Source organism: Buchananella sp. 103232, assembly GCF_058725725.1.
Genome location: NZ_JBZXJM010000001.1, coordinates 1 through 26,654, shown reverse-complemented (window position 1 = coordinate 26,654; position 26,654 = coordinate 1). Strand labels below are relative to the sequence as shown.

At 68.1% G+C, this 26,654-nt stretch carries 23 protein-coding genes and 1 pseudogene; 2 read left to right on the top strand and 22 right to left on the bottom strand.

Annotated elements, in window-relative coordinates:
* Positions 1-309 precede the first annotated feature (309 nt).
* From AC4PWQ_RS00120 to pyrR, 14 genes and pseudogenes are all read right to left on the bottom strand, one after another.
* The gene (locus AC4PWQ_RS00120; protein ID WP_371152722.1) at positions 310-1,719 is read right to left on the bottom strand and encodes an IS3 family transposase; all 1,410 of its coding nucleotides are present in this window, start codon (positions 1,717-1,719) and stop codon (positions 310-312) included.
* Between the two features lie 299 nt (positions 1,720-2,018).
* On the bottom strand, positions 2,019-3,077 hold the full coding sequence (gene mcrC, locus AC4PWQ_RS00115) for a 5-methylcytosine-specific restriction endonuclease system specificity protein McrC (RefSeq protein ID WP_492089415.1): 1,059 nt from the start codon (positions 3,075-3,077) through the stop codon (positions 2,019-2,021).
* Positions 3,074-4,810, bottom strand: a complete 1,737-nt coding sequence (locus AC4PWQ_RS00110) for an AAA family ATPase (protein WP_492089414.1) — start codon at positions 4,808-4,810, stop codon at positions 3,074-3,076. Before AC4PWQ_RS00110 ends, mcrC begins: the two co-directional genes overlap by 4 nt.
* A gap of 191 nt (positions 4,811-5,001) precedes the next feature.
* Positions 5,002-5,451, bottom strand: a pseudogene (locus AC4PWQ_RS00105) (RloB family protein); the annotation flags it as partial.
* 143 nt (positions 5,452-5,594) lie between these two features.
* On the bottom strand, positions 5,595-6,938 hold the full coding sequence (locus AC4PWQ_RS00100) for an AAA family ATPase (protein ID WP_492089413.1): 1,344 nt from the start codon (positions 6,936-6,938) through the stop codon (positions 5,595-5,597).
* A 55-nt stretch (positions 6,939-6,993) separates the two neighbouring features.
* Entirely contained in the window at positions 6,994-8,388 is a 1,395-nt protein-coding gene (locus AC4PWQ_RS00095; protein ID WP_492089412.1) for a bifunctional phosphopantothenoylcysteine decarboxylase/phosphopantothenate synthase, read from the bottom strand.
* Positions 8,381-8,773: a DNA-directed RNA polymerase subunit omega gene (gene rpoZ / locus AC4PWQ_RS00090; RefSeq protein WP_475561706.1), complete on the bottom strand. Its 393-nt coding sequence runs from the start codon at positions 8,771-8,773 to the stop codon at positions 8,381-8,383. The genes AC4PWQ_RS00095 and rpoZ overlap by 8 nt, the downstream gene beginning before the upstream one ends.
* Before the next feature lie 10 nt (positions 8,774-8,783).
* A complete protein-coding gene (gene gmk / locus AC4PWQ_RS00085) occupies positions 8,784-9,347 on the bottom strand; it encodes a guanylate kinase (protein WP_371176839.1) in 564 nt (187 codons plus the stop codon).
* A complete protein-coding gene (gene pyrF, locus AC4PWQ_RS00080; RefSeq protein WP_492089411.1) occupies positions 9,344-10,285 on the bottom strand; it encodes an orotidine-5'-phosphate decarboxylase in 942 nt (313 codons plus the stop codon). Before pyrF ends, gmk begins: the two co-directional genes overlap by 4 nt.
* Positions 10,282-13,593: a carbamoyl-phosphate synthase large subunit gene (gene carB, locus AC4PWQ_RS00075; RefSeq protein ID WP_492089410.1), complete on the bottom strand. Its 3,312-nt coding sequence runs from the start codon at positions 13,591-13,593 to the stop codon at positions 10,282-10,284. Before carB ends, pyrF begins: the two co-directional genes overlap by 4 nt.
* Positions 13,593-14,759: a carbamoyl phosphate synthase small subunit gene (locus AC4PWQ_RS00070; RefSeq protein WP_492089409.1), complete on the bottom strand. Its 1,167-nt coding sequence runs from the start codon at positions 14,757-14,759 to the stop codon at positions 13,593-13,595. The genes carB and AC4PWQ_RS00070 overlap by 1 nt, the downstream gene beginning before the upstream one ends.
* Positions 14,756-16,057 carry a dihydroorotase gene (locus AC4PWQ_RS00065; RefSeq protein ID WP_492089408.1) on the bottom strand — a complete coding sequence of 434 codons (1,302 nt, stop codon included), beginning with the start codon at positions 16,055-16,057 and terminating at the stop codon, positions 14,756-14,758. The genes AC4PWQ_RS00070 and AC4PWQ_RS00065 overlap by 4 nt, the downstream gene beginning before the upstream one ends.
* Positions 16,057-17,043 (bottom strand): aspartate carbamoyltransferase catalytic subunit, encoded by a 987-nt coding sequence (locus AC4PWQ_RS00060; protein WP_371152231.1) that lies wholly within the window; start codon positions 17,041-17,043, stop codon positions 16,057-16,059. The genes AC4PWQ_RS00065 and AC4PWQ_RS00060 overlap by 1 nt, the downstream gene beginning before the upstream one ends.
* Positions 17,043-17,597 carry a bifunctional pyr operon transcriptional regulator/uracil phosphoribosyltransferase PyrR gene (gene pyrR, locus AC4PWQ_RS00055; RefSeq protein ID WP_371152232.1) on the bottom strand — a complete coding sequence of 185 codons (555 nt, stop codon included), beginning with the start codon at positions 17,595-17,597 and terminating at the stop codon, positions 17,043-17,045. Before pyrR ends, AC4PWQ_RS00060 begins: the two co-directional genes overlap by 1 nt.
* Before the next feature lie 252 nt (positions 17,598-17,849).
* Here pyrR and AC4PWQ_RS00050 point away from each other — a divergent pair, with 252 nt between their 5' ends.
* Positions 17,850-18,659: a class I SAM-dependent methyltransferase gene (locus AC4PWQ_RS00050; protein WP_371152233.1), complete on the top strand. Its 810-nt coding sequence runs from the start codon at positions 17,850-17,852 to the stop codon at positions 18,657-18,659.
* Entirely contained in the window at positions 18,660-19,046 is a 387-nt protein-coding gene (locus AC4PWQ_RS00045) for a cupin domain-containing protein (RefSeq protein ID WP_371152234.1), read from the top strand.
* Positions 19,047-19,203: 157 nt separating this feature from the next.
* Here AC4PWQ_RS00045 and nusB read toward each other — a convergent pair whose 3' ends face one another.
* The 8 genes from nusB to mltG all read right to left on the bottom strand — a co-directional run bounded on the left by nusB (position 19,204) and on the right by mltG (position 26,619).
* Positions 19,204-19,647 carry a transcription antitermination factor NusB gene (gene nusB / locus AC4PWQ_RS00040; RefSeq protein WP_371152235.1) on the bottom strand — a complete coding sequence of 148 codons (444 nt, stop codon included), beginning with the start codon at positions 19,645-19,647 and terminating at the stop codon, positions 19,204-19,206.
* Entirely contained in the window at positions 19,648-20,211 is a 564-nt protein-coding gene (gene efp / locus AC4PWQ_RS00035; protein ID WP_371164655.1) for an elongation factor P, read from the bottom strand.
* A 172-nt stretch (positions 20,212-20,383) separates the two neighbouring features.
* The gene (locus AC4PWQ_RS00030; protein ID WP_371152237.1) at positions 20,384-20,944 is read right to left on the bottom strand and encodes a Pycsar system effector family protein; all 561 of its coding nucleotides are present in this window, start codon (positions 20,942-20,944) and stop codon (positions 20,384-20,386) included.
* A gap of 109 nt (positions 20,945-21,053) precedes the next feature.
* Positions 21,054-21,605, bottom strand: a complete 552-nt coding sequence (locus tag AC4PWQ_RS00025) for a hypothetical protein (protein WP_492089407.1) — start codon at positions 21,603-21,605, stop codon at positions 21,054-21,056.
* Entirely contained in the window at positions 21,602-23,242 is a 1,641-nt protein-coding gene (aroB, locus tag AC4PWQ_RS00020) for a 3-dehydroquinate synthase (RefSeq protein WP_492089406.1), read from the bottom strand. The genes AC4PWQ_RS00025 and aroB overlap by 4 nt, the downstream gene beginning before the upstream one ends.
* On the bottom strand, positions 23,239-24,486 hold the full coding sequence (gene aroC, locus AC4PWQ_RS00015; RefSeq protein WP_492089405.1) for a chorismate synthase: 1,248 nt from the start codon (positions 24,484-24,486) through the stop codon (positions 23,239-23,241). The genes aroB and aroC overlap by 4 nt, the downstream gene beginning before the upstream one ends.
* Before the next feature lie 52 nt (positions 24,487-24,538).
* A complete protein-coding gene (locus tag AC4PWQ_RS00010) occupies positions 24,539-25,381 on the bottom strand; it encodes a shikimate dehydrogenase (protein WP_371164659.1) in 843 nt (280 codons plus the stop codon).
* Positions 25,375-26,619 carry an endolytic transglycosylase MltG gene (gene mltG, locus AC4PWQ_RS00005; protein WP_492089404.1) on the bottom strand — a complete coding sequence of 415 codons (1,245 nt, stop codon included), beginning with the start codon at positions 26,617-26,619 and terminating at the stop codon, positions 25,375-25,377. Before mltG ends, AC4PWQ_RS00010 begins: the two co-directional genes overlap by 7 nt.
* Positions 26,620-26,654: the final 35 nt, after the last annotated feature.

Sequence of the window (26,654 nt, the reverse complement as noted above, 5' to 3'; positions counted from 1 at the left end):
TGGTGCGGGCCGCGCGGTCGTTCATCCGCGCGGCCCGCGCTCTTTTGCCGTTCGCAGCAGGCGGGGCGGAGTGTGGGTGCCCTCGCCGGGGCACGTGCGGTGGGCGGCAGGTGCGTTCGGCAGCAGATGGGGCGGGCGGCACCGATGCCACCGAATGGGCCGTAGTCCGCTCGGGCGTGCGCAAACGATTGAGCAGTTAATGCACCTCCCGAGCACTTAGTGCACCTCTTGAGCCTTTATGCGACCTTTCGAGGGGTTACCCGACCCGGTAACCCCTCGAAAGGTGCACTATGGACTGACCCCTGTTTGTTAGACAGTGAGTTTGTAGTGTTGTTGCCGGTAGTTTACCGGACTTGTGTGTAGTTTGCTTACGATTCGTTCTTCGTTCCACCATGTGATGTATTGGCTGATTAGTTCCTCCAGGCTTTCATAGTCGTCGTGGGGGTTTGAGTTGAGGTTTAGTTCGGTTTTCAGGCGGGCGAAGAATGCTTCGGCGGGGGAATTGTCCAAGCAGTTGCCTTTACGAGACATTGACTGGCAAGCGCCTAGGGATTCAATCAGCTCGCGGTAGTCGTATGAGAAGTATTGCCCGCCTTGGTCGGTGTGGATCACTGTCCCGGTCAAGTCTGCTTTTTGGGCATACTGTTTGATCATGTTGGTAACTAGTTGTGTGGTGGCGCTTTTGCCTAGCTGCCAGGCCACGATCTCGTTGTTGTACAGGTCTAGCAAGGGCGAGAAGTAGTACCAGGAGCCCGCCCAGGAAATCTGGGTGATATCAGTGACCAGGCATTTACCGGGCTTGTCGGCATGGAACCGACGTTGGAGACGGTTAGGGATTTTGGCTTGAGTGCCAGCAAACGAACGGTAGTGCTTACGACGCGGGCAGGCCCCCTTCAGTCCGGCCATCCTCATCAGTCTGGCGACCTTCTTGTGGTTGAACACCTGGGGTGGGTAGTTGCCAAAGCCCTGAGCGATCAACGCGGTGATGCGCCGACACCCATAGCGGCCTTGGGCGTAGTCAAAGGCTGCCTTGACTACCTCTAGGTCCGGGTTGGGCTGGTTCGAGCGTTTCCGGGCCCAGTAGTAGGTCGAGCGAGCAAGCCCCACGATCGCGCACAGTCTTGATACCGGGTGTATGGCTTTGAGGGTAGTGACCAAGAGGATCAAGAGCTCTTGCCACGTATCAACCTCATCCCTCAAAGCACAAGATTTTTCCAGCAGCTCCACGTGTAGCGCGTCCAAAGCCTGGCGTTTTTCTTCGTTGGGGGCTTGAGCCTTGGCTGTTTCGATGTGGTGGCGCATTTCTTGCAGCCATTTACCCCAATGCTCGAATCGGTATCCTGCTTTCTGGGCGCGGTTAATGCGCTCGTATGCGGCTTTAGCGCTTGTTTCAGGGTCGACCATTTTTCTGTCCTCTAGCCAGCGTCCGAAAATGATCGGGTAAGAACCGGCCGGTAGTCCGTACTCGCGAGTGAGTTTGCCCGCGTTTTCACCAGCAAGCCATCTCATCCCGATCTCGGTCTTTAATTCTACCGGCCAGAAACGCGGCACGCGTTCTTGACGGGCTAGGTCAAAACCATCACGATCAGCTTCCCGACAAATCCGGCGTGCTGTCTCATACGACACGCCCGCACGCGCAGCACACTGACTAACCCGCAAGCCCTGCTCATACAAATCCAGCACCATCAACCGACGCTGAAAACGCTCCTCTATCGACACAATCCCTCCCAAGACCAGGACTGTCCAACAACAAGGGTTCGGTCCACTAAACCCTCAACAGGTCGCATAACCCCTCGACAGGTAGGGAAAGTGCACAGTCGTTTGCGCAGGTCCGTCGGGAGAACCGAACCTCACCGGCAGGCCTTCCGCTACCGTGGAGGCCCGCCGACGTCCCCTCTGGCCGCCCCTGCTAGTCGGCTGACGCCCTAAGCGCCGCCCATGAGATCAACCAGGATCGGCCGCACGAATGACGGATCTGGCCACCGCCGGTCATCCACCCCCGCATTCGTTGCGGGGCCCTAGCTGAAATGCGCGGCAGCGATCGCGTCCAGCTGAGCCCTGATCTCGGCAAAGGGTTTACCCAGGTCTAGTGCGCGCACCGCGATCTGGTTTCCGCTCATCTGGTAGTCACCGTCGGGCTGCACGTCTTGATCGGTTTTGGCGTAGAGCAGCATGCCGGAGACCGTGTGGGGCACTCCCTTGGCTGCCAGCTCGGCTTCCTTGTTCTTCACGTAGGCGAAGATTTGATAGAGGTTCTGCGAGAGGATGGTGTGCTTACCCCACCGCGCCTGCGTGGAGCGCGAGTAGTACTTCGCGTCGATGATCAGGAAACAGTTGTCCCGGCTGAGCACTATGTCGCTCTGCATGGTGGGAAGCATCGTGCCCACCCCGTCGTCCAGCGCCCACTTGATCTGCGGCGAGCTCGCCCTGGCCAGTCGGCATTCGGCTGCGTAGTACTCCAAGATGAACTTCTCAAACAGCCGGGCCATGTTCTTTGGTTTCAGGAAGCTCATGAGCCGCAACTCGCCACGCTCGGTGGTCTGCAGCATGCCCTCCAGCACCAGCTGGCAGATGGACAGCAGGATTCGATAGCTCTGCGTGTTGCGAGTGAAGCGGATCGATGCCCACCGGATCGAGGCGGGATCTACCTCCGTCACTTCGGTCAGAAACAGCAGGGGCCTGCGCAGCTCGTCGCGCCGCTGCTCGCTTACCGCGCCATGCCGCAGCAGGACTATCGCGGTGGTCTTGAGCACCCGATTCATCAGGTGGTCCACGCTGAGCTCGTCGTACTCGCACGAAAGACTCTGCCGGCGGGCCAGACGATTGCGCACCGTGCCAGGTAGGTCGATCTTTCCCCGCAGGGTGCCAAGGTCCTCGGTGTGGCTCAGGTACTCGCGGTGCAGTCCCCGCTTTAGCTGGCGGGTAATGCCCATGGCCAGGATCGCCGCGAAGAGATCGTGGATGTGTTCGAACTCCTCGCCCGCAACGTCCTCCTCGCGGTCGGGGCGTAGGTCCTGTAAGGCGTAGGAGAGCATATAGAACACGTTCTTGATGAATATGCTCTTGTCCTTGATCACGGCTTTAGCACCTCGTGGAGCTTACGGATCCAGCTCTCCGCCTTGTCTTCGTCGTCGAACCAGTACTCCCGCAGCATCGGCGCGAGGTCGTAGTCGACCACCTCCGTCAGCCACTTCTCGGTAGCCTCTGGCCGACCGCAGAAGTAGCTGTGGCCTATGCAGAATCCTCGCCCCAGCGACTTGTCCTTGCCGATGGCCGTGTTGAGCTCCTTCACTACCCCCACCAGACGGTCAAACTCCGCGCTCGCGAGCGCCTTGCGCAGGGAGGTAAATCCCTTTGAGTCGAAGCCGGGCTCGATCTCGAAGAAGCTGAAGCGTCGGCGCAGTGCGTAGTCGATCAGTGCCAAAGAACGATCGGCCGTGTTCATCATTCCGATGATGCGGAGGTTGGCCGGCACACTGAAGGTCATGCCGTTGTACGCCAGGGTTGCCTTGTGCCCCCGGTAGTCCCGCTCGATCAGCATGAGCAGTTCACCGAATATCTTTGAGAGGTTACCTCGGTTGATCTCGTCAATGATGAAGAAGAAGTCCTTGTCCGGCTGGTTGGCTGCGCGCTGGCAGAACCGGTAGAAGACGCCGTACTGCAGCTCGAAGCCCTCACCCTGGGGCTTGTACCCCAGCATGAAGTCCTCGTAGGAGTAGTTCTGGTGGAACTGGACGAACTCGATGCGGGTGTCGTCCTTCTCCCCCATCAGTGACCAGGCAAGCCGCCTGGCGGCAAACGTCTTCCCGACGCCCGGCGCGCCCTGAAGGATGATGTTCTTCTTGTGCCCCAACACAGAGACGAGCTGGTCGTAACGGTCCTCGGTCATGAAGACCTCGGCCAGGAAGTCGGCTCGTGAGTACCTGGCCGCTACCTTTTCTTCCGGGGCCGGATTCTCCTCACGGATGAGGTCCAGCAGGAAGTCGTACTCCTCGGGCGTCAATTTAAACAGGCTGCCCATCGGATTCTTGAGGAACTCCATCTCCCTCAGTTCCTGGCACGCAGCGAAGACCTCGTAGTCGATGGGAGTGGGAAGCCCCTCGGTCTTTCCAAACCGCAATTCTTCCCCGTCTTGCTCCGCCACGATGCGCCCCAGCGCCACAATCTGCTTCACCGGCGTCGATTCGTAGCCGATAACAAGGTCACCCGCTCGGGCGTCCAGGAAGTGCTGGTGGATGCGGCGCTTGTTTCCGCGCTCGTTGTAGAGCGTGTAGCTCTGTTCCTCGCCCACAGCAATATCGGCAAAGCTCCACTTCCGGGGGTTAGCGTTCAGCCACCAATAGTGCCGTTCGCGGTCCAAGGGCTCCTCTTCTCCGTTGGGTTCGTTAGACACATAAAGAGCAACCTCGGAGGTGTCGAATCGGTCGAGCGCTGCCAGCAGCTCCGGGCGCAGCCGCCAGATGAAGCTGCCCACTTCGTCCTTTTCCGCGTCCCTGCCGATGTAGAGCACACGCCACCACTGAGTTCTACCGTCTTTCCGCACTGGCACGGGGCATAAGGTCTCCTGTGCGACTCGTCTAGCTAACGAAGTGCTACGTGTTTTATAGGTTTGGTACGTGCCCCCGTACTTCTGCTCCAGAAGCTTGCAGGAGGACTCCCCGCCAGAATCCTTGATCCGCGCGACGATCTCCAAGCTCGACCGCGTAAAGACTCTCTCGTCGTGCAGCAGCGCCAGCCAGTCGTCAACCGATATGCCGGGATCGTAACCGTCCCAATCCTGGCGTGACCAACGGTTCATAAGTTCGGACACGGCGGTTTCTCCCCTTCTGCACTGGACAACGCAATCGGCAACGTCGGCCACGCAATAGGTTCGCGCCTCTTGGACTAGGAGGCCAGCAGACGCGCCGCTACTGCTTCCACGATCGCTGCCGCCGCCTGCGCCTTGCTGCCACTGTCCTCGCCTACGTCCCCTCTGGCCGCCCCTACTAGTTGGCTGGTTTCCTATGCGCTGCGCATGAGGTCTACCAGGATCGGCAGCGCCGATGACGGATCTGGCCCCTGCCGCCCCGGTCGCATCTCGCTGTCAACAGTACGAGCGATCTTGCATGCGGCTTCCACCGCGCCGAACGGGAAGGTTGACGAAAGCACCTTGTTCTTCACGAGCCCCAAGCGCTCTACGCAGTCGTCTAGCTGTGTCGAGGTCAGAGCCGACCGCCTGTCTTCGACGTGCCAGCGCAGCCAGACTTCAAACTTCAGATTCGAAATCAGCAGGCTGATCTTCTCCCGTTGAGCGAAATGAATCGCAGAGGCCAGCGTCCGGTGTTGATCGACGTCTACCAGGCAAACGCACTCGTCAAATTCCTTGCCTCTCCGTGCGGCGTTGTCCCGGAACTCAATGCATTTCTGCACAACCTTGAGCGGGTCTTTTCCTACTGGAACGGACTTGACCGTAGTAGTAGTCCCTCTGCTGCGTAGGTAGTCGTTGAGCCCCTCGACTTACTGGGGCTCGGTACGCAGCCCCTCTGTGACAACAAGGATGCGCCGCGCAAGTTGCCGCGCTGGCCTGGCCTTGCGTTCTCGCCGCATTCCCGCCATCATTCCTCCGCTTGCCGAGAATCGATAAGCGCAGCGAACAAGCTGGGCGAAAGTCGCGGAGTTCCACCGTACCGGCCCGTGAGGTAACGCTTTGCAACGTTGGCGTCTGGATGCTTGGGGAAATCAGCCAGGCACGTCAACTCTGTCACGCCCTCTACAGTCTTGTCGGTGAACCAAACCTGCTCCGGCTCCAGCCGGACATCGCTAAGTGGTGAAAGCACGTATGACTCGTGGCTGGTGAAAATCAGCTGCGCGTGCCGAGTGTTGACGCATGGGTCCGCGAACGCACCGAGCAGCACATCCAGCAGGTGCGGGTGAAGGCTTGCGTCGATCTCATCGACCAGCAGCAGGCCACCCCGCCGCAAAACCTGCAGCGCGGGCACCGCAATCGCGAGCCAGGCGATGGTGCCGTCGCTTTCCTCTTGGACGGAGAACTCTGGGCAATCCTCACCACTGCCACGATGGGAGAAGACGAGCCGCCTGGCAACCTGTTCCGCGACGTCTTCGGTCAGCTCCTCCTCTTTGACTTCCTCAGCTGGTTCCCGCACAGATTCGTGATCCCGCTGAGCGTCGCCGTCAAGTTCACGCCGGAGTCGTGAGATTGCCAGGCGTATCCGTTCCGGGACGTTCCTCTCCTCAACCCTGACCTTCGTCACGCCGATGTCTGCGACTCGCAGCAGCGCTTCCAGGTCGCTGAAAGTGACGTCGCCGTCCACGAGGAGGTCTGTTAGGCGCCTTAACCGTGCGGCACGGTGTGAGTCCTTCACTAGGACAACGTCAAACCCTGCCAGGAGCTTGCGGGCGAAGCTCTTGAGTGGGGAATCCTCCAACAACAGTGCACGGCTAAGCACCAGTTCCCTGGCCGTTACCTTGATCTTCCCACCTAGGCTCTGGTGGAAGCTGAGAACGCTCTCTTCCCGGTCCCGTTCGAGCAAAGTACGCCAACGCGAGGTGACTTCGCGCATCCACTCGCGCCTGATTCCGTCTCGGTCGACCTCGAAACCGTACAGGTAGCGTCGTCCATCGATAACCACGTCAAGCTCGTACAGGCTCGAGGATTCCTGGGATTCAGCATCGAGTTTGAAGGGGGCACGCACCATGTTCTTGGAGGCTTGCCACTCGGTAGCAGAAAGCACGATCGCGGTGTAGGCGTATCGGAAGGCGTCCAGAATCGCCGACTTGCCCGTGGCATTGCCGCCGAAGATCCCGGCAAGCGGGTAAATGGAGGTCCCCCAATCGCCGTCCTTGGGCAGGAGCGTCTTTAGTGACGGTCGAGTTAAGTCGATCTCGACCTCGTCACGGATGCTCTTGTGGTTGCGGACAGAGAAGCGCAGCAACGTCATGCGCCCACAATATCACCCTGAAGGGCCCCTTCTACACGTTTTTCGAGCCAGGCGGCTAGCTCAGCCGCGCCGCTACTGCTTCTACGATCGCTGCCGCCACCTGCGCCTTGCTGCCGCTGGCCTGGCCGACGTTGCCGCCCGCCCCGTCCAGTAGGAACACCTGCGTGTCCACGGCGCCAAAGCCGGCGCCACCGCCCACCCGGTTCACCACCGTCAGGTCGGCGCCCTTGGAGCGCGCCTTGCGCGCGCCGTATTCCAGCACGCTGCCGTGCTCGTCGCCCGTCTCCGCCGCGAAACCCACCACCAGGGCCGGGCGCGTGGGCACTCCCCCGACCAGCGGCGGATCCTGCGAGAGCTCCGCCAGCACGTCCACCGTGGGCACCAACTCGATGGACCAGCCGCCCTCGCCGGCGCGCTCGGCGTCCGTACGCTTGCGCTTGGCATCCAACGGCTCGCGCGGCGTAAAGTCCGCCACCGCTGCCGCCATGATGACGCAGTCCGCCACCGGCCCAGCCCCGCCGCCGCTCGCGGCGGCCCGCACCGCCTGGCGCAAATCAGCAGCGCTCACCACCGGCACCACGGTCACCTCGCCAGGCAGCCCCGCAAGCAGGTCCGCGCCCACGTTCGCGGCCACCAGCGTCACCCGCGCCCCAGCTCGCGCCGCAGCGGCCGCCAGCTCCACGCCCATCACGCCGGTGGAGGAGTTGGCTAGGTAACGCACCGGGTCTATCGCCTCGCGCGTCCCCCCGGCGCTAATAACCACGTGCCGACCGGCCAAATCCCCTGCCGCACCGCGCCCGGCCGCGCTTTCCGAACTGGCCGGCGCAGCGTCGTCCACCAACGCCCCCGCCGCACCGCGCCCGGCCGCACGTTCCAAACCGGCCGGCGCAGCGTCGTCCACCAATGCAATGGCCGCAGCGAAAATGGCCTCGGGGTCAGGCAGGCGCCCGATCCCGGAATCCTTGCCGGTCAACCGCCCGGAGGCCGGCGTCAGCACGTTCACCCCGCGCTGCTGCAAGGTCGCCACGTTGGCCTGCGTGGCCGGGTGGTTCCACATCTCGGTGTGCATGGCGGGCGCCACCAGGACCGGGCAGGTAGCGGTCAGTAGCACGGCGCCCAGCAGGTCGTCGGCGCGGCCGGTCGCGGCGCGTGCCAGGAAGTCGGCGGTGGCGGGGGCGACCACCACCAAATCCGCCTCCTGCCCTAAGCGCACGTGGTCCACACCCTCGGCGTCCTCGAACACGTCGGTGCGCACCGGCTCGTGGGACAGCGCGGCGAAAGTGGCCTCCCCCACCATGCGCAACGCGTTGCGGGTGGGCACCACGCGTACCCGGTGCCCCGCCTCCATGAAGAGGCGCAGCAGCAAAACTGATTTATATGCAGCGATGCCCCCCGTTACCCCCAGAACAATCCGGAGGCCACGGAGGGCACTGCTAGTGTTGTCAGGCATCCTGACCGAAGTCGGTGGCGAAGTCAGCCGCGAAGTCCGCGCTGAAGTCGGTCGCAACCTGGTCGGTCACGCCCGGCACCTCGATGGAAGAGAAGTCCGGCATTGTCGGGGCCACCGGAGCGACGGGCTCCTTGCGCTCCACGCGACGCAGCAGACCGGCGTTGATCTCACGCAGCGCGATGGACAGGGGCTTGTCCTCCGGCTGGTAGTCAACCAGCGGACCCACGGTCTCGAACAGACCGTGCTCCAGCTGCTGGTGGTAGGTGTTGATCTGGCGGGTGCGGCGCGCCGCGTACGTCACCAACGCGTACTTGGACTCCACCTGCGTGAGCAGCTCGTCGATCGGCGGCTCAATAATGCCCTTACCAGTTCCAGTCACAGCCATGGGCGCAATCCTACCGGGCCAGACCCAGAATCTCCTCCAACTCGCTGGTGGCACGCGCCACGTCGTCGTTGACCACCTCGCGGTCGAACTCTGCGCGGGCGGCCAGCTCCACCTTGGCCGTGGCTAGGCGGCGGGCGCGTTCCTCCTCGCCCTCCGTGCCGCGCCCCACCAGGCGACGCTCCAGTTCCTCCCACGACGGCGGCACCACGAACACCAGCAGCGCCTCCGGCATGGCGGCGCGCACCTGGCGTGCCCCATCCAGGTCGATTTCCAGCAGGGCGCTGCGTCCGGCGGAAAGCTCGGCCTCCACCGGTCCGCGCGGGGTGCCGTACAGGTTGGCGCCGTGCACCTCCGCCCACTCCAGCATCTGCCCGCCGCGCACCAGCTCCTCGAAGTGCTCCCGGGTGACGAAGTGGTAGTGCACCCCGTCCTCCTCGCCCGGGCGCGGGGCGCGGGTGGTGGCCGAAACCGAGACGAACAGGTCCGGGTGGCGGCGGCGCAGCTCGGTCACCAGGGTGCCCTTGCCTACCGCCGTGGGGCCCGCCAGCACCACTAGGCGTGCCTGCGTGCTCACTTTGCCCCTCCCTGGATTGCCGTCTGGGTGGCCGACGTTGCCGCCCCACCTGCCGCCTGGGTGGCCGACGTTGCCGTCCCACCTGCCGACTGCGCCACCACAGCGCGCATTGCCGCTGCCTCCGCCTGGGCCGCCTGCGCCAACCCGGCAGGGCCGTGCTTGAGCACTCCCCGCGAGGAGGAGGCCAGCACGTAGGGCAGGGCGGCACCAAAGACGCGCTGCAGGTCCTCGGGGCCGGCACCCTGGGCGCCCACGCCGGGGGCCAGGATCGGGCCGTGCAGGGCCGGCAGGTCTGTGCCGGTGGTCTGGGCCGCCTCCCCGATGGTGGCTCCCACCACCACACCGAAGCTGCCCCAGGTGGCGCCCTCGGCGCGCTCGGCGTCGTTCAACTCCGCCAGGCCTGCCACGATCGACGCTGCCACGGAGCGCTCCCCCGTCCGGGCGTGCTGCACGCTGGCGCCCTCCGGGTTGGAGGTCAGGGCCAGCACAAAGGCGCCGCGCCCGGTCTGGCGGGCCAGCTCCAGGGCCGGGTTCAAGGAGCCCAGGCCCAGGTAGGGCGAGAGCGTGATGGAGTCGGCGCGCAGCGGGCTGGCGTCGTCCAGGTAGGCGGCCGCGTAGCCGCCCATGGTGGAGCCGATGTCGCCGCGCTTGACATCCAGCACGGTCAGCACGCCGGCCTCGCGGGCCGCGGCCAGCACGTCCTCCAGCGCCGCCACGCCCCGCGAGCCGTGGCGCTCGAAGAAGGCCGACTGCGGCTTGAGGGCGGCCACCTTGCCCGCCAACTGCTCCACCACGGTCAGGCCGAAACTCCGCACGCCGGCGGCGTCGTCGTCCAGACCCCACTGCGCCAGCAGGCCGGCGTGCGGGTCGATGCCCACGCAAAGGGGGCCGTGGGCGGCAACTGCGGCTGCCAGGCGGTCACCGAATGCGGCGCTCACTTGGCCTCCTCCGTCCTCGCGCGGCGCTCGCGCAGGTCCGCGGCGTACTCCTGCAGGGAGCGCACCTTCAGCTCGGCGTCGCGGGCGGCGTCGATCGCCTGCACCGCCGCGTCGAACTGCTGCACCGTGGTGATGATCGCGCGGTCGGCCGCCGTGGTGGCGGTACGGATCTCGTAGCCGTCGGCGCGGGCGCCCTGGCCTGCCGGGGTGTTGATGACCATGTCCACCTCGCCGGCGATGATCCGCTCCACGATGGTGGGCTCGCCGTTTTCGCCGCGACCGGCGGAGTGCTTGCGCGCCACTTCGCAGTCGATGCCGTTGCGGCGCAGCACCACGGCGGTGCCCTCCGTGGCCAGGATCTTGAAGCCCAGCTCCAGCAAGCGGCGGGCCGGCAGCGCGATCTGCCGCTTGTCGCGGTCTGCGATGGAGATGAAGACCGTGCCGGAGGTGGGCAGGCCGCCGTAGGAGGCCAGCTGGGACTTGGCAAACGCCAGCGGGAAGTTGGCGTCAAAGCCCATCACCTCGCCGGTGGAGCGCATCTCCGGGCCGAGCACCGTGTCCACCACGCGGCCGGACTCCGTGCGGAACCGCTTGAAGGGCAGCACGGCCTCCTTCACCGCGATCGGGTCGGACAGGTCCGTGAAGCGCGCGTCCGTGGCCGGCAGCACGCCCTCGGCCCGCAGCTGCGCGATCGTCTCGCCAGCCATGACGCGGGCCGCCGCCTGCGCCAGGGCCGTGCCGGTGGCCTTGGCCACGAACGGGACGGTGCGCGAGGCACGCGGGTTGGCCTCGATCACGTACAGGACGTCTGAGACCAGCGCGAACTGGATGTTGAGCAGGCCGCGCACGCCCACGCCCCGAGCAATCGCCAGGGTGGAGGCCGCGATCCGCTCGATGATCGCGGACGACAACGTCATGGGCGGCAGCACACACGCGGAGTCGCCGGAGTGAATACCGGCCTCCTCGATGTGCTCCATGATTCCGCCGATGAACAGGTCCTGGCCGTCATAGAGCGCGTCGACGTCGATCTCCACCGCGTCGTCCAGGAAGCGGTCGATCAGCAGCGGGCCTGCCGCGTAGCAGTCGCCGGAACGCGCCAGGTAGTCGCGCAGGCCGTCCTCGCTGTAAACGATCTCCATGCCGCGTCCACCCAGCACGAAGCTGGGACGCACCAGCACCGGGTAGCCAACGGCCGCCGCCACGCTGAGCGCCTGCGAGTCGCTCACGGCGGTGCCGTGGGCCGGGCTCGGCAGGTTGGCCTCCTCCAGCACCGCCCCAAAGGCCTCACGGTCCTCTGCAGCAGCGATCGCCTCCGGGGTGGTGCCCAGAATCGGCACCCCGGCCTCCTTCAGGCGCGCCGCCAGCGATAGCGGCGTCTGGCCGCCCAGCTGAACGATCATGCCCGCCACCGGGCCGGCCGCCTTCTCCGCCTCGTAGACCTCCATCACGTCCTCGAAGGTGAGGGGCTCGAAATAGAGGCGGTCGGAGATGTCGTAGTCCGTGGAGACGGTCTCAGGGTTGCAGTTGACCATCACGGTCTCGTAGCGCTCCCGCAGAGCGAAGGTGGCGTGCACGCACGAGTAGTCGAACTCGATGCCCTGGCCGATCCGGTTGGGGCCCGAGCCCAGGATGATCACGGCCTCCCGCTCACGCGGGCGCACCTCCGTCTCCTCGTCGTAGGAGGAGTAGTGGTAGGGCGTGGCGGCCTCGTACTTCGCCGCGCAGGTGTCCACCGTCTTGAACACGGGACGCACCGCGAAGGCGCGGCGGATCTCCCGCACCGTGCGCTCCTCCAGGCCACGAATCTCCGCGATCTGCACGTCGGACAGGCCGTGGGCCTTGGCCTCGCGCAGCACCGCCGGGGTCAGCACCGGGGCGTCGGCCACCTTGCGGGCCACCTCGTCGATCAGGAACAGCTGGTCCAAGAACCAGTGGGCGATCTCGGTGGCGGCGTAGAGCTGCTCCAGGGTGGCTCCGCCACGAATGGCCTGCTGCACCTGGATCAGGCGCCCCTCCGTGGGGGTCTTGATCGCCTCCAGCAGCTGCGCCGTCTCCTGCGGGCTCGGCGCCGGGCCGCGCCAGTGGAAGCAGGTGTCCTTCTTGTCGATGGAGCGCATGGCCTTGCCCAGCGCCTCGGCAAAGTTGCGGCCCAGCGCCATCGCCTCGCCCACGGACTTCATCGCCGTGGTGAGGGTCGGGTCCGCCGCCGGGAACTTCTCAAACGCGAAGCGCGGCACCTTGACCACCACGTAGTCCACGGCCGGCTCCAAGGAGGCCGGGGTGGAGCCCGTGATGTCGTTTTGGATCTCGTCCAGCGTGTAGCCCAGCGCCAGGCGGGCCGCGATCTTGGCGATCGGGAAGCCCGTGGCCTTGGAGGCCAGCGCGGAGGAACGCGAGACGCGCGGGTTCATCTCGATGACCACCACGCGCCCTGTGGTGGGGTGAATGGCGAACTGAATGTTGCAGCCGCCGGTGTTCACGCCCACCTCGCGGATCACCGCGATACCGATGTCGCGCAGGTTTTGCACCTCCGCGTCCGTCAGGGTCAGGGCCGGGGCCACGGTGATGGAGTCACCGGTGTGCACGCCCACGGGGTCCACGTTCTCGATGGTGCAGACCATCACCGCGTTGTCGGCGGGGTCGCGCACCAGCTCGAGCTCGATCTCCTTCCAGCCCAGGATCGACTCCTCCAGCAGCACCTCGGTGGTGCGCGAGTGGTACAGGCCGGCCCCGGCGATGCGGTCCAGGTCCTCCGCGTTGAACGCGATGCCCGAACCCAGGCCACCCATGGTGAAGGAGGGGCGCACCACCACCGGGTAGCCCAGCTCCTCGACGGCGGCGTGGCACTCCTCCAGCGTGTGGGCGATGGCCGAGCGGGCCACCTCCGCGCCGCAGCGCTCCACCACGGCCTTGAACTCCTCGCGGTCCTCACCGGCGTTGATCGCCTCCAGGCGGGCACCGATCAGCTCCACGTTGTACTTGTCCAGCACGCCGGCCTCGGCCAGCGCCACCGCCGTGTTCAGGGCGGTCTGGCCACCCAGCGTGGGCAGCAGGGCGTCGGGGCGTTCCTTGGCGATGATGGCCTCCACGGCCTCCACCGTGATCGGCTCAACGTACGTGGCGTCGGCGATGTCCGGGTCCGTCATGATCGTGGCCGGGTTGGAGTTGACCAGGATGACGCGCACGCCCTCCTCGCGCAGCACCCGGCAAGCCTGGGTGCCCGAGTAGTCGAACTCGCAGGCCTGACCGATCACGATCGGCCCGGAGCCGATCACCAGTACGGATTTGATGTCACTACGGCGCGGCATTAGCCCTCCTGCTTCACGCTGGGGGTGGCCCCACCCTGGGCGCGCCGCGCCTCAACGAGGGACAAGAACTGGTCAAAGTGCTCGGAGTACTGCGGCTCGGCCGCAGCGCCCCGATGTTGCTGCACGGAGAAGGCGGGCACGTCCAGCGCGCGCAGCTGCTCCACCGCGCGGCCGTCCACCGAAACCCGGCTGGCCTCCACGCGGCCATAGCGCCCATCGTCGTGCGGGGCCACGGAGAGCCCGGTCAGGGGCGCGTCCACAGCCGTGACCGGCGCCGCGTCGCCGTTTGCCTCCGCCTGGCCGTCGGACAGCTTGTAGGTGCCGTACCCGAGGGCGCGGCCCAGCAGCTGGTGGCCAAGGCCGGTGCCGAGGAAGGGCACGCCGGCGTCCAGCACGCCGCGCGCCAGCTCAACGGCGCTGCCGGCGCTGCTCGCCTCGCCCGGGCCGTCGGAGAAGAACACTCCGTCCGGCGCCAGGGCCAGCAGCTGGTCCAGGGTGACGGACTGTGCCACCACGCTTACGCGCGCGCCGCGCTGGGCCAGGTGCTGCGCGGCCCCTGCGGCGCCGCCCAGGTCAACCGCCACTAGGTGGGCGCTCGCCGCGCTGTCCCCGCCGATCGTCTCGATCACGCGGGCCTGCGCGGCCCGGGCCTGGTGGGCGGCCTCAGCGCCGTTGACCGGCGCCTGGGAGCGCACCACGTCCACCAGCACGGCCACAGCAGCGGGGCTGAGGTCCTCGCTGTGGGAGGGCAGCGCGTCGCCGGAGAAGATGCCGGCGCGCATCGCGCCGTTGTCGCGCAGGTGGCGGGTCAGTGCGCGGGTGTCGACGTGGCTGATACCAACCACGCCGGCCTCGCTCAGCGCGTCCTCCAGCTCACCCTCCTCGCCGCGCCACGCGGCGCGCCGAGCCGGGTCGCGCACTACCAGCCCGGCCACCCAGGTGTTCTGGTCCCCGGCCGGGGCCCCCATGCCGGTGTTGCCGATGTGCGGGAAGGTCATCACCGCGATCTGGCCGCAGTTGGCCGGGTCGGTGAGGATTTCCTGGTAGCCGGTCATGCCGGTGGAGAAGAAGATCTTGCCCAGGGTGCGCCCACGCGCCCCGTAGGCACGACCGCGAAAGACGCGACCGTCCTCGAGGACAACTAGCGCCAGCTCGCTCTTGCTCATGCCTCCACCTGCAGCTCTCCGTTCAGCACGGTGGCGCGGCCGCCGTAGAAGGTGGCCATGACCTGGCCGGGCAGCTCGCAGCCCTTGTACGGGCTGTTGGTGGACTTGGTGGCCTGGGTGGCGGGGTCCACCACGCGGCGCACGCTGGGGTCGACCAGGGTGACGTGGGCGGGGGCGCCCACCACCAGGCCCTGGCCCTGGCTGGTGATGCGGCCGATCTTGGCCGGGGTGGTGGACATGACGCGGGCGACGTCGGCCCAGGTCATGCGGCCGGTGTCCACCATGACGTCCTGCACCACGGACAGGGCGGTCTCCAGCCCGGTCATGCCGAAGGCGCCGGCGGCCCACTCGCAGTCCTTGTCCTCCAGCGGGTGCGGGGCGTGGTCGGTGCCCACGATGTCGATGGTGCCGTCGGCCAGGCCGGCGCGCACCGCCTCCACGTCCTCGCGGGTGCGCAGCGGCGGGTTGACCTTGTAGAGCGGGTCGTAGGTGGCCGCCTTCTCCTCGGTGAGGAACAGGTGGTGCGGGGTGACCTCTGCGGTGACGTCGATGCCCCGGGACTTGGCCCAGCGCACCAGCTCCACGCTGCCGGCGGTGGACAGGTGGCACACGTGCAGGCGGGAGCCCACGTGGGCGGCCAGCTGGATGTCGCGGGCGATGATCGCCTCCTCGGCCACCGCCGGCCAGCCGGCCAGACCCAGCTGCGCGGACAGCGGGGACTCGTTCATTTGGGCGCCCTCGGTCAGGCGCGGCTCCTGGGAGTGCTGGGCGATCACGCCGTCAAAGGAGCGCACGTACTCCAGGGCGCGGCGCATGAGCACCGGGTCGTGGACGCACTTGCCGTCGTCGCTGAAGACGCGCACGCGCGCCTTGGAGGCGGCCATGGCGCCGAGCTCGGCCAGTGCCTTGCCCTCCAGGCCCTTGGAGACGGCGCCGATGGGGCGCACCTCCACCCAACCGGCCTCCTGGCCCAGGCGGGCCACCTGCTCCACCACGCCGGCGGTGTCCTGCACCGGGGTGGTGTTGGCCATGGCGAACACGCAGGTGAATCCGCCCAGGGCGGCGGCGCGGGTGCCGGTCTCCACCGTCTCGGCGTCCTCGCGGCCCGGCTCGCGCAGGTGGGTGTGCAGATCAACCAGGCCGGGCAGGGCCACCAGGCCGTCGGCCTCGACCACGCGCGCCCCGGCACCGGCCGACTCGGCAGCGTCGGCCCCGATGGCGGCGATCACGCCGTCAACCAGCGCGATGTCGGCCTTTTCGCCGCCCAGAATGGCGGCAGACTTAATCAGAGTGTTCATCACAGCTCGGTCCCTTCGCTAGCCAGGAGAAGATAGAGGGCGGCCATGCGCACGGCCACGCCGTTGGCCACCTGCTCCACGATGCGGGAGCGGGCGTGATCCGCCGCCTCGGCGGAGATCTCCAGCCCACGGTTCATGGGGCCGGGGTGCAGGATCTGGCAGTCCGCGGGCAGCGCGGCCAGGCGGTTGGTGCCCAGGCCGTACTCGCGGTGGTACTCCTCCGGGGAGGGGAAGAAGCCGCCGCCGGCGCTGCTCATGCGCTCGCGCTGGACGCGCAGCATCATCACGGCGTTGGGGCGGGCGGTGGCGATGGCCTCGTCGAGGTCGAAGCTCACGCGGCAGGGCCAGTTCTCCACGCCCATCGGCAGCAGCGTGGGCGGGGCCACCAGGGTGACCTCGGCGCCCAGGGTGTGCAGCAGGTCCACGTTGGAGCGGGCCACGCGCGAGTGCAGGATGTCTCCCACGATCACCACGCGCGCGCCTTCCAGGGTGGCGCCACGCTCGGGGGCCTGCCCGCCGCCCGGGCGGCCCGGCCCGGCGATGTGGCGGCGCATGGTCATGGCGTCGAGCAAAGCCTGGGTGGGGTGCTGGTGGGTGCCGTCGCCGGCGTTGAGGACCGGCACGTCGATCCAGCCGGCGTAGGCCAGGCGGTGGGCGGCGCCGCTGGCGGAGTGGCGCACGATCACGGCGTCGGCGCCCATGGCCTGCAGGGTCAGGGCGGTGTCCTTCAGGCTCTCGCCCTTGGAGAGGGAGGAGCCCTTGGCGGAGAAGTTGATGACGTCCGCAGACAGGCGCTTGGCGGCAGCCTCGAAGGACAGGCGAGTGCGGGTGGAGTCCTCAAAGAACAGGTTGACCACGGTCTTGCCGCGCAGCGTGGGCAGCTTCTTCACGGAGCGCGACTGCGTTGCCGCCATCACCTCCGCAGTGTCCAGGATTTCCAGGGCCTCAGCCAGGCAGAGGTCGGCGGCGTTGAGGAGGTGACGCATCAGTTTTCCTTCTTCAGAACCACGGCGTCACGGCCGTCGGTCTCTTCGAGCAGTACGCGGATGGATTCGGAGCGCGCGCTGGGCAGGTTCTTGCCCACGTAGTCGGCGCGGATGGGCAGCTCGCGGTGGCCGCGGTCGACCAGGCAGACCAGCTGCACGCTGGCGGGGCGGCCCACGTCCTTGCAGGCGTCCAGGGCGGCGCGCACGGTGCGGCCGGAGTAGAGCACGTCGTCTACCAGCACCACGGTCTTGCCGTCGATGCCGCCGCCGGGGATGAAGGTGGGCTCGGGGACGCGAGTGGGCTGACGGTCCAGGTCATCGCGGTACATGGTGATGTCGAGTGCGCCGACGGGCACGACCACGCCCACGTCTGCCAGGCGCGCGGCGAGCCGGCGGGCCAGGGGCACTCCTCGTTTGGGGATGCCGAGCAGGATGACTCCCTCGGCACCAGAGTTTCGCTCGATGATCTCGTGGGCTATGCGCGTGAGGGAACGGGAGATCTCGGCAGCGCCAAGAACCTCCTTGCCCTCGAACGCTTGCTGGTCTGCGACCATTTCTGCCCCCTTCCCCGCCTCTCTGGACGGCTCTTAAAGGATGTTGGCAAGCTCAATCGTAGACCCGCTTTCCCCCTGGCGGTGCCCGCGCCCGCGCAGTGAAATCCGCCCTGTGTTTAACGGCACTTGGTGGCGGGGGCGGTGGTGGCCGACGCTGCCGCCCCTACCGCTGCGTGGGCAACCCGGCCGCGTTTCGCCCTGACCGGCCCGGCGATGCAGACGCACCTTGCTTAACTGATTTAGGCTTGCCTTATGTCTAGTCGTGATGCGCTTCCGCTGCCCCAGTCCGATCGTCCCACCGCCACCGCCCCGGGCCACTGGGTGCTGGCCCGCGCCGGCAAGCGCGTGCTCAGGCCGGGGGGCGCCGCCCTGACCACCGCGATGCTGGCGCGCGCCGAGCTGGCTGGCGCGCAGGTGGTGGAGTTCGCGCCCGGGCTGGGCCGCACCGCCACGGAGATCTGCAAGGCGCCCATCTCTAGTTACACCGGGGTGGACCAGGACCCGGACGCGGCCGCGCGGGTCTCCCAGCTGGTCGCCGCCCACGGCCACGCCCTGCAGGCCGACGCCCGCGAGACCGGGTTGCCGGACGCCAGCGCGGACGTCGTGGTCGGTGAGGCCATGCTGTCCATGCAGTCCGAGAAGGGCAAGCGCCAGATCATCGCCGAGGCGGTGCGCCTGCTGCGCCCGGGCGGCCGGTACGCGATCCACGAGCTGGGGTTGCGCCCCGACGACGTGGCGGACGCGGTGAAGGTGGACATCACCAAGAACCTGGCCCGCGCCATCCACGTCAACGCCCGCCCGCTCACGCGCGCCGAGTGGACGGCGCTGCTCACCGACGCCGGCCTGGTGGTGGACTGGGTGGGCACCGCCCCGATGGCGCTGCTCAAGCCGGGCCGTAACCTGCGCGACGAGGGCGTCAGGGGCGTGGCCCGCATCCTGTTCAATGTGCTGCGCGACCGCGAGCTGCGCCGCCGCGTGCTGACCATGCGCGCTACGTTCAACAAGTACAAGTCCCACCTTGAGGGCATCGCGATTGTTGCCCACCGCCCGGAGGAGAGTTAAATGGCCGACGTTCCACCCGCCGCCACGAACAGCGCCGACCTGGTGATGACCGACCTGCCCGACGCGGCAGCTCTGGTCTCGATCCAGCCGGAGGCCACCGTGTCCCGTACCGTGATGCGCGCCGAGGGGGTGCGCGCCGTGGTCTTCGCCTTCGACGAGGGCGAGCGCCTTTCCGAGCACACTGCGGCGGTGCCCGCGATCGTGCAGGTGCTGGAGGGCCGCCTGCGCATCGGCGCCGACGGGCGCTACGTGGACCTGGCCCCGGGCGGAGTGGTGCACTTCTCCACCCGCCTGCCGCACGAGGTCATCGCGCTCGAGCCCAGCAAGATGGTCCTGTTCCTGCTGGACTGCCGGCAGAGCAAGGCCAAGGCGGCCCAGTCCGCCTAGCTCCCCGCCCGGGAGCGGGATGCTTCCCGGCTACAGCTGAAAGGGGGTTGTGCCACTCGCGAGTGGCACAACCCCCTTTCGGTGTGCACGTGCCGGCCTGGCAGCGCTCCGGCCGGCCCTCTCGGGGCGGCACGTGGCCAGCGTCGGCCCTCCCCTGCTACATAGTGGCGCGCAGCGTGGGCGCCAGGTCCTTCAGGCGACCAAGCAGGCCGTTCACCACGCGCGGGGATTCCTCGGTGGAGAGCAGGGCGGCCAGGTTGGCGGCCTCGTCCATCACCACGTTCGGGTCGGTGTCGGTGAACAGCATCTCCCAGGCCCCCACCCGCAGGATGCAGCGATCCACGGGCGGCAGCAGGGAGAACGCGCGGCCGGACTGGTAGGTCTCCAGCACGTCCTCCACCTGCGCGTAGTGCTCCGCCACCCCGGCCAGGATGACGGCGGCGAACTCGGGCAGCGGGGACGGCGCGGCGGTGACCTGCTTGCGCTGCTCCAGCAGCTGCGCGATCTGGGCGCCGTCGCGCAGGCCGGTCAGGTCCGCCTCGAACAGCACCTCGACCGCGCGGCGGCGGGCCTTGGAACGGGAAGTAGTTTGAGGGGCCACTTAGTCGTTCACGCGGCCCAGGTAGTCGCCAGTGCGGGTGTCCACCTTGACCTTGGTGCCGATCTCCAGGAACAGCGGCACCTGGATCTCGTAGCCGGTGGCGATGGTGGCGGGCTTGGTGCCGGCGGAGGAGCGGTCACCCTGCAGGCCCGGCTCGGTGTAGGTGATCTCCGTGACGATGGAGGCCGGCAGGTCGATGTAGAGCACGGCGCCGTCGTGGAGGGCCACGATGCACTGCTGGTTCTCCTGCAGGAAGTTGCGGTTGTCGCCCACGGTCTCGCCCGGAACGGCGATCTGCTCGTAGGTCTGGGTGTCCATGAAGACGTAGTCGTTGCCGTCCTGGTACAGGTACTCCATGTCGCGGCGGTCGACGGTGGCCGTCTCCACCTTCAGGCCGGCGTTGAAGGTGCGGTCAACGATCTTGCCGGAGAGCACGTTCTTGATCTTGGTGCGCACGAAGGCCGGGCCCTTGCCGGGCTTGACGTGCTGGAACTCGATCACGGTCCAAAGCTGGCCCTCGATCTTGAGCACCATGCCGTTCTTCAGGTCGTTGGTCGTTGCCACTTTCGCTACCTCGGTTCACTGTCTGGATTTTTTACCGCCCATCAGGATACCAAGGTGAGCAACCACTTTCCCAGCAGGCCTACGCCACAAGCCCACGCCAGGGACGTGAGAGTGCCTACGCGCCAGCCAAGCGGTCGATAATGCGGACGCGGCCGCCTTGCCGCCCGGCGTCCTAGCTGAGGAAACCCACCACTGCAGCTGAGCCGAGCAGCACCAACGCGACCAATGTTGCCACCATCGACTGCCTCAAGCATCGGTACTTCTTTTCCACGATTCCCCCGAGCACCACGCATTGGGAGGCAAGCATCCTCACCGGGCACTGTGCGAAAATCTGCTCCAGCTGAAGTGGGTTTGCGCTGGCCGCCGCCCGAAAATACAGGTAGGAGGCCCTCACGGAGCCGATCGGCTTGGACAAGCCGCGAGGAAAGACAATCATCACCGCCCACCACGTCGCGTAGACCGTGGCACCGAGCCCCACTAGAAGCAGGATCTGTACCCAGGCGTTCAGCCCTTCCAACCTTCGCCCGCCGGGCTCCAAGGAGACCAGGATGGGTGCTAGCAAGATGCCCAGAAAGGCCAGCAGGATGGACGCCTTCGTGTCCACTTGAGTGACGCGTTCTTGCAGTTGCGTGTAGGTTTCCCACGCCCGCTCTTCGGCGCGCGAATCAGTAAACTCGCTGCTTCCTGCCACAGGCACGTCACCGCTTTGCTCAGGCGTTGCTTGACTGTCCATGCCGCCCCAAACCTGCCTTTCAAACCCAGCTTCCCGCACCCGGCCCTTGAGCGGCTAAAGGCTACACCCCCGAAAAGGCCCCAGCCTTTATTCGCCCCGACCCGCTCGCCTACAGCGCCGCGCCGAGCACCCGGGCGGCGACCTCGGCCACCGTCAGGAAGGAGGTGTCCACGTTGCTCGTGGCGACCTGCTGGTAGAGCGGCAGGCGCTCGCGCCTCATCTGCCCCAGCATCGCGCGCGGGGTGAGGGCGGCCAGCCCGCCTGGCGCGGTGAAGCCGAGCCGCCTAGTTAGCGCCGCGAGGTCGGCGTCCAGGTGGACGACGCTGCCGCCCGCCGCCCCGAATCGCGCCAGGTCGGCGCGAACGGCCGGGTCGTCCACCACCTCCGAGGAGAACACCAGCACCTCCCCCGGCGCCGCGTCCTGCGCGGTGCCAGCCGACGGCGAGTCGCCCAGCGCCGCCAGGCGCTCGCGCGCGGCGGCAGCCGCTGCGGCCGCGAACTCATCGCCGCGTTCAGCCAGGTAGGCCTCTGAGCGGCTGGAGTTGGTGGCGGCGCTGGCGGCAGCGTCGGACTCCCACACCCGCCAGCCGGCCTTGCTCAACTCGGCCGCCACGGCGCTCTTGCCGCTGCCCGGGGCGCCCACCAGGACGATCGCGCTCACGCGCGCACCGCCTCATAGGCGCGCTCCAGGGCCGCCTCGTCATCCACCACGTGTACTGCGGGCTTGCCCAGCTCGCTCAACAGCACGAATCGCAGGGAGCGCGAGCGCACCTTCTTGTCGCTCGCCATGAACTCGCGCAGCGGCGCGAAGTCCCCGGCATAGGTGACGGGCAGACCCACCGCCCGCAGCAGGCGGCGGTGGTGCTCCACCAGGCCGGGCGGCGCCACGCCCAGCTCCTCCGCCAGCGCGGCGGCGTACACGCACCCGATGGAGACGGCCGCGCCGTGGCGCAGCTGGTAGTTCTCGTTTCGCTCAATCGCGTGGGCCAGCGTGTGGCCGTAGTTGAGGAACTCGCGCAGGCCGGCCTCGCGCAGGTCGGCGCTCACCACGGCCGCCTTGACCGCGATGGCGCGCTCCATGACCTCGCGCAGCTCCTCCACCGGCCCTTCCACCAGTCCCTGCGCGTGGCCCTCCACGCGCTCCAGGATCATCGGGTCTGAGATGAAGCCGCACTTGATGACCTCCGCCAGGCCCGTGACCCGCTCGATCTGCGGCAGGGTGCGCAGCGCCTCCAGGTCGCACACCACGGCGCGCGGCGGGTGGAATGCGCCCACCAGGTTCTTGCCCGCCTCCGTGTTGATGCCGGTCTTGCCGCCCACTGCGGCGTCCACCATCGCCAAGACCGTGGTGGGCACCTGGATCACCCCCACACCGCGCAGCCAGGTGGCCGCCGCGAAGCCCGCCTGGTCGGTGCAGGCACCGCCCCCCAGGCCGATCACCACGTCCTGGCGGCCGGCGCGCTCCCGCCCCAGCACCTCCCAGATCCCGGCGGTGACCTCCAACGTCTTTGCCCCCTCCCCGTCCGGGATGGGGTGGAGCACCACCTTTAGCTCAGGGGAGGTGGCCGGGCTGAACTCCAGGTGCTCGGCCAACTGCCGGGCGCGCTGCGCCAGCGCGTGCGGGTGCACGATCACGGCGCGGCCTGGCACGGTGCCCACCTGCGCAGCCACCTCGGCCTCCAGGCCGTGGCCCACCGCCACCTTGTAGGGGCTCTGCCCGCCCACCTCGATGCGGGTGGTGCGTCCTATACCCAGGCGCACCTGCTCGATGATGTCCGTGGCGATCTGCTCCGGGGTGCGCCCCACCGTGTCCACGGCCACCGTGGCCACCTGGTGATACAGGCCCTCGCGCTGCTGGCTGAGCACCTCCAGGCGCGCCACCGGGTCCTGCGCCAGCAGCGGGCGCCCGCCCCCGCCGGCCCCAACCCGGCAGGCGGCCTCCTCCGGGTCCACCAGCAGGTGCACCACGGTGTGGTCGCGCAGCAGCTCGCGGGTGCCGGGGTGGAGCACCGCTCCCCCGCCCAGCGCCACCACGCCGTGCGCCAGGGACAGGGTGTGCGCGATGGCGCGGTGCTCTACCTCCCTGAAGCCCGCCTCGCCGCGCTCGGCGAAGATCTCCGGGATCGTCATGCGGGTGCGGCGGCGCACCTCCGCGTCCGTGTCCACCGAGTTAAGCCCGGTCAGACGCGCCAGCTCGCGCGCCACCGAGGTCTTGCCGGCGCCCGGCAGGCCCACCAGCACGATGGGCAGGGCCGCGTCCGGCAGGTTGTTCTCCGGGTCGATGTGGTGCTGCCTCACAGGTCCTCCCAGGGGTCGTGCGCCAGGTATGCCTCCAGGTTGCGCTTGGCCTCCACCACGCTATCGCCCCCGGTCTTCTCCAGCAGCGCCTCCAGCAGGGTGAGGGCCACCATCGCCTCTGCCACCACAGCGGCGGGCGGCACCGCGCAGGTGTCCGAGCGCTGGTGCAGCGCCGTGGCCGCCTCCCCCGTGGCCACGTCCACCGTGCGCAGCGCGCGCGGCACGGTGGAGATCGGCTTCATGGCTGCGCGCACCACGATCGGCTCGCCGTTGCTCATGCCGCCCTCGATGCCGCCGGCCCGGTTGGTCAGGCGCACCACGTTGGCGGCCACCGAGCCGCGCGCCGCACCGGGCCGGCCGGCCTCGCCGGGCACAATCTCGTCGTGGGCGCGCGAGCCGGGCCGGGCGGCGGTGAGGAAGCCGTCGCCGATCTCCACGCCCTTGATCGCCTGGATGCCCATGATCGCGGCCGCCAGGCGGGCGTCCAGCTTGGAGGAGGCCCGCACGAAAGAGCCCAGCCCAGCCGGCACGCCGTAGGCGATCACCTCCACCACGCCGCCCAGCGTGTCCCCGGCGGCCTTCGCGGCGTCGATCTCGGCAATCATGGCCGCGGCGGCAGCGTCGTCCAAGCACCGCACCGGGGAGGCGTCTAGCTCGGGGGTGGCGCCGGCGGCGGGGCGCGGGGCGTCAGCCGGCAGGCTCGCCTGGCCGATCGCGGTGACGTGGCTGACCAGCTCCACCCCGGCGATCTGGCGCAGCGCGGCGGCGGCCACCTCACCGAGGGCCACCCGCGCGGCGGTCTCGCGTGCGCTGGCGCGCTCCAGGACGTGGCGGGCGTCGCGGTGGTTGTACTTGCGCATGCCCGTCAGGTCGGCGTGGCCGGGGCGCGGCCGGGTCAGGCGACGGTTGCGCGCCACCTCCCGCTCGTCACCCGTGCCGGCGTCGATCAGGAGCTCGGCGGGGTCCACCGGGTCCGCGCTCATCACGGTCTGCCACTTGGGCCACTCGGAGTTCTTGATCTCGATGGCGACCGGGCCCCCCAGGGTGCGCCCGTGCCGCACGCCGCCCAGGATGCGCACCTCGTCCTGCTCGAACTTCATGCGCGCCCCGCGCCCATACCCCAGGCGGCGGCGCGCCAGGGCGGTGCGCAGCTGCTCGGTGGTGATCTCGATACCGGCCGGGATGCCGTCCAAGATCCCCACCAGCGACGGGCCGTGGGATTCTCCAGCGGTGGTCCACTGCATCGGGGCTTCCTCTCCGTTGGGGTGCTCTGGGTGCCGCTTAGCGGCCTGGCCCCTACCCTAGTGCGCCGGCCAGCGCGGCACGCATGGCGTCCACGTCCGGCTGGTGGCCGGTAAAGAGGCGCACCTGGTCCACCGCCTGGTGGAGCAGCATCAGCCAACCGGGCGCGGCGGTCTTGCCGCTGGAGTGCCAAGCCGCAGTGAGCGGGCTGGGCCAGGGATGGTAGACCACGTCCAGCAGAAGCGCGTGCGCCGGGGCGTTGGCGGCCACGAACTGAGCCAGCGGGTCGGCCACGCCAGCCGGGACCGTGGAGATCACCACATCGGCCTCCCGCAGGGCGGCGGCCGTGAACTCATCCTGGCGCCACAGCAGCGGGCGGTGATCCACGCCCAGGGCGTGGGCCACCAGGGTGGTGGAGCCGGGTCCGCCGTGCCTGCGGGCGATCACGCTGTGGCTGGTGCAGCCCAGCTCCCCCAGCGCGGCCATGGCGGAGCAGGCGGTGGCGCGATTGCCCAGGATGACGCTGCGGCGCGGCTGCCAGGAGGAGGGGGCCACCTCCCGCAGCGCGGCGGCGATCCCGGCCACGTCCGTGTTGAAGGCGGTCAGGTGTCCCGAGGCGTGCCGCACCAGCGTGTTGGCCACGCCCACCGCCTGGGCCAGCGGGTCCACCGAGTCGGCCGCCGCCAGCGCCGCGCCCTTGTGCGGCATGGTGACGGACAGGCCCGCCCAGGAGGCGTCCAGGCCGCCCAGGAATTCACCCAACTGGCCCTCGGGCACCCGGCAGCGCTGGTAGTCCCAGTCCAGCCCCAGGCTGGCGTAGCCGGCCAGGTGAAGCACCGGGGAGAGCGAGTGGGCGATCGGGTCGCCCACAACGGCGGCGCGCATCCGGCTCAGCACCGGTCGGAGGTTTCGCAGAACTCCCGGTAGAGCTTGACGTTCTTCTCGTGCTCCTCCAGGGTGCTGGCAAACAGGGTCTCGCCCGTGTCCAGGTTGATGGAGACGAAGTAGAGCCAGCTGCCCTCTGCGGGAGCCAGGGCGACCTCGATGGCGCGCTCGCCGGGGTTGGCGATCGGCGCCGGCGGCAGCCCGGGGTGCATGTAGGTGTTGAAGGGCGTGTCGATGGCCAGCTGCTCCTGCGTGGGCACGCCGCCCACCTGGCCCACGCCGTAGAGCACGGTGGAGTCCATCTGCAGCAGGCCGCGGGTCTCCCCGTCGGCGTCCTGCAGGCGGTTTTCGATCACGCGCGCCACCTTGGGCAGGTACTCGTCGATGTTGACCTCGCGCTCCAGGATGGATGCCTTGATCAGCACGGTCTGGAAGTCCGCCTCCGCCACGCCGGCGGCCTCCAGGCGGCTCTTTTGCAGCGCCACCATCTGCTTGAGCAGGGTGACCGGGGTGTCAGACGGGCCCACCTCGTAAGTGGCCGGGGCCAGCCAGCCCTCCAGGTTGCCCTTGGCGACCTCGGGCAGCCCCAGGGCGGTGGTGTCCTTGAGCGCGGCCTCCACCTCTGCGGCGTCGAAGCCACCGATCTCCACCAGGCGGGTCTTGACCTGGGTGAGCACGTAGCCCTCCGGGATGGTCAGGCCCGTGTCCGCGCGGTTGGCCGGGTCCATCAGGGCGGCCACGGCGGCATCCGCGCGCATCTGCAGCTTGAGCGTGTAGGTGCCCGGCTGAATGGAGGTGGCGTCGGGGTGGTTGGCGAGCACGGCGATGGTGCGCTCCACGTTCGCCGTCACGCCGGCGTCCACCAGCACGTTGGCGATGGCAGCGCCGCTGGCGCCCTCGGGGATGACGATGGTGACCTCGCCGGTGCCGGGGCCCGGGTAGTCGGTCACGCCCGCCGACGGCTTTGAGTTGAAGAAGTCCATGGCCATCTTGGTGCCGAAGTAGCCCAGGCCGCCCAGCGCGAGCACCACCACCAGGAAGGCGACGATCGAGCGGCCGGTGCGCTTCTTGCGCTTCTTGCCCTGCGGCCGGGAGGTGCCCGGGAGCAGCGGGGCGGCCGCCTTCGCCTTGTCCGCGCCGGTGCCGGCGGTCCCGTTACCTGCGCCGGCACCGTTGCCCGGGGTGGCGCCGTTGTTCGGGGCGGCCGGCCCCAGCAGGGAGGTCGCGCCACCGCTGATGAAGCGGCGCACGAAAAACGTCTATGGGTCCCAAGAGACTCGTTGTC

Coding starts and splice junctions, on each gene's coding strand:
- AC4PWQ_RS00100 (WP_492089413.1), bottom strand. CDS start 6,938: ATGACGTTGCTGCGCTTCTCTGTCCGCAACCACAAGAGCATCCGTGAC.
- AC4PWQ_RS00095 (WP_492089412.1), bottom strand. CDS start 8,388: ATGCCTGACAACACTAGCAGTGCCCTCCGTGGCCTCCGGATTGTTCTG.
- rpoZ (WP_475561706.1), bottom strand. CDS start 8,773: ATGGCTGTGACTGGAACTGGTAAGGGCATTATTGAGCCGCCGATCGAC.
- carB (WP_492089410.1), bottom strand. CDS start 13,593: ATGCCGCGCCGTAGTGACATCAAATCCGTACTGGTGATCGGCTCCGGG.
- AC4PWQ_RS00070 (WP_492089409.1), bottom strand. CDS start 14,759: ATGAGCAAGAGCGAGCTGGCGCTAGTTGTCCTCGAGGACGGTCGCGTC.
- AC4PWQ_RS00065 (WP_492089408.1), bottom strand. CDS start 16,057: ATGAACACTCTGATTAAGTCTGCCGCCATTCTGGGCGGCGAAAAGGCC.
- AC4PWQ_RS00060 (WP_371152231.1), bottom strand. CDS start 17,043: ATGCGTCACCTCCTCAACGCCGCCGACCTCTGCCTGGCTGAGGCCCTG.
- pyrR (WP_371152232.1), bottom strand. CDS start 17,597: ATGGTCGCAGACCAGCAAGCGTTCGAGGGCAAGGAGGTTCTTGGCGCT.
- AC4PWQ_RS00050 (WP_371152233.1), top strand. CDS start 17,850: ATGTCTAGTCGTGATGCGCTTCCGCTGCCCCAGTCCGATCGTCCCACC.
- AC4PWQ_RS00045 (WP_371152234.1), top strand. CDS start 18,660: ATGGCCGACGTTCCACCCGCCGCCACGAACAGCGCCGACCTGGTGATG.
- AC4PWQ_RS00030 (WP_371152237.1), bottom strand. CDS start 20,944: ATGGACAGTCAAGCAACGCCTGAGCAAAGCGGTGACGTGCCTGTGGCA.
- aroC (WP_492089405.1), bottom strand. CDS start 24,486: ATGCAGTGGACCACCGCTGGAGAATCCCACGGCCCGTCGCTGGTGGGG.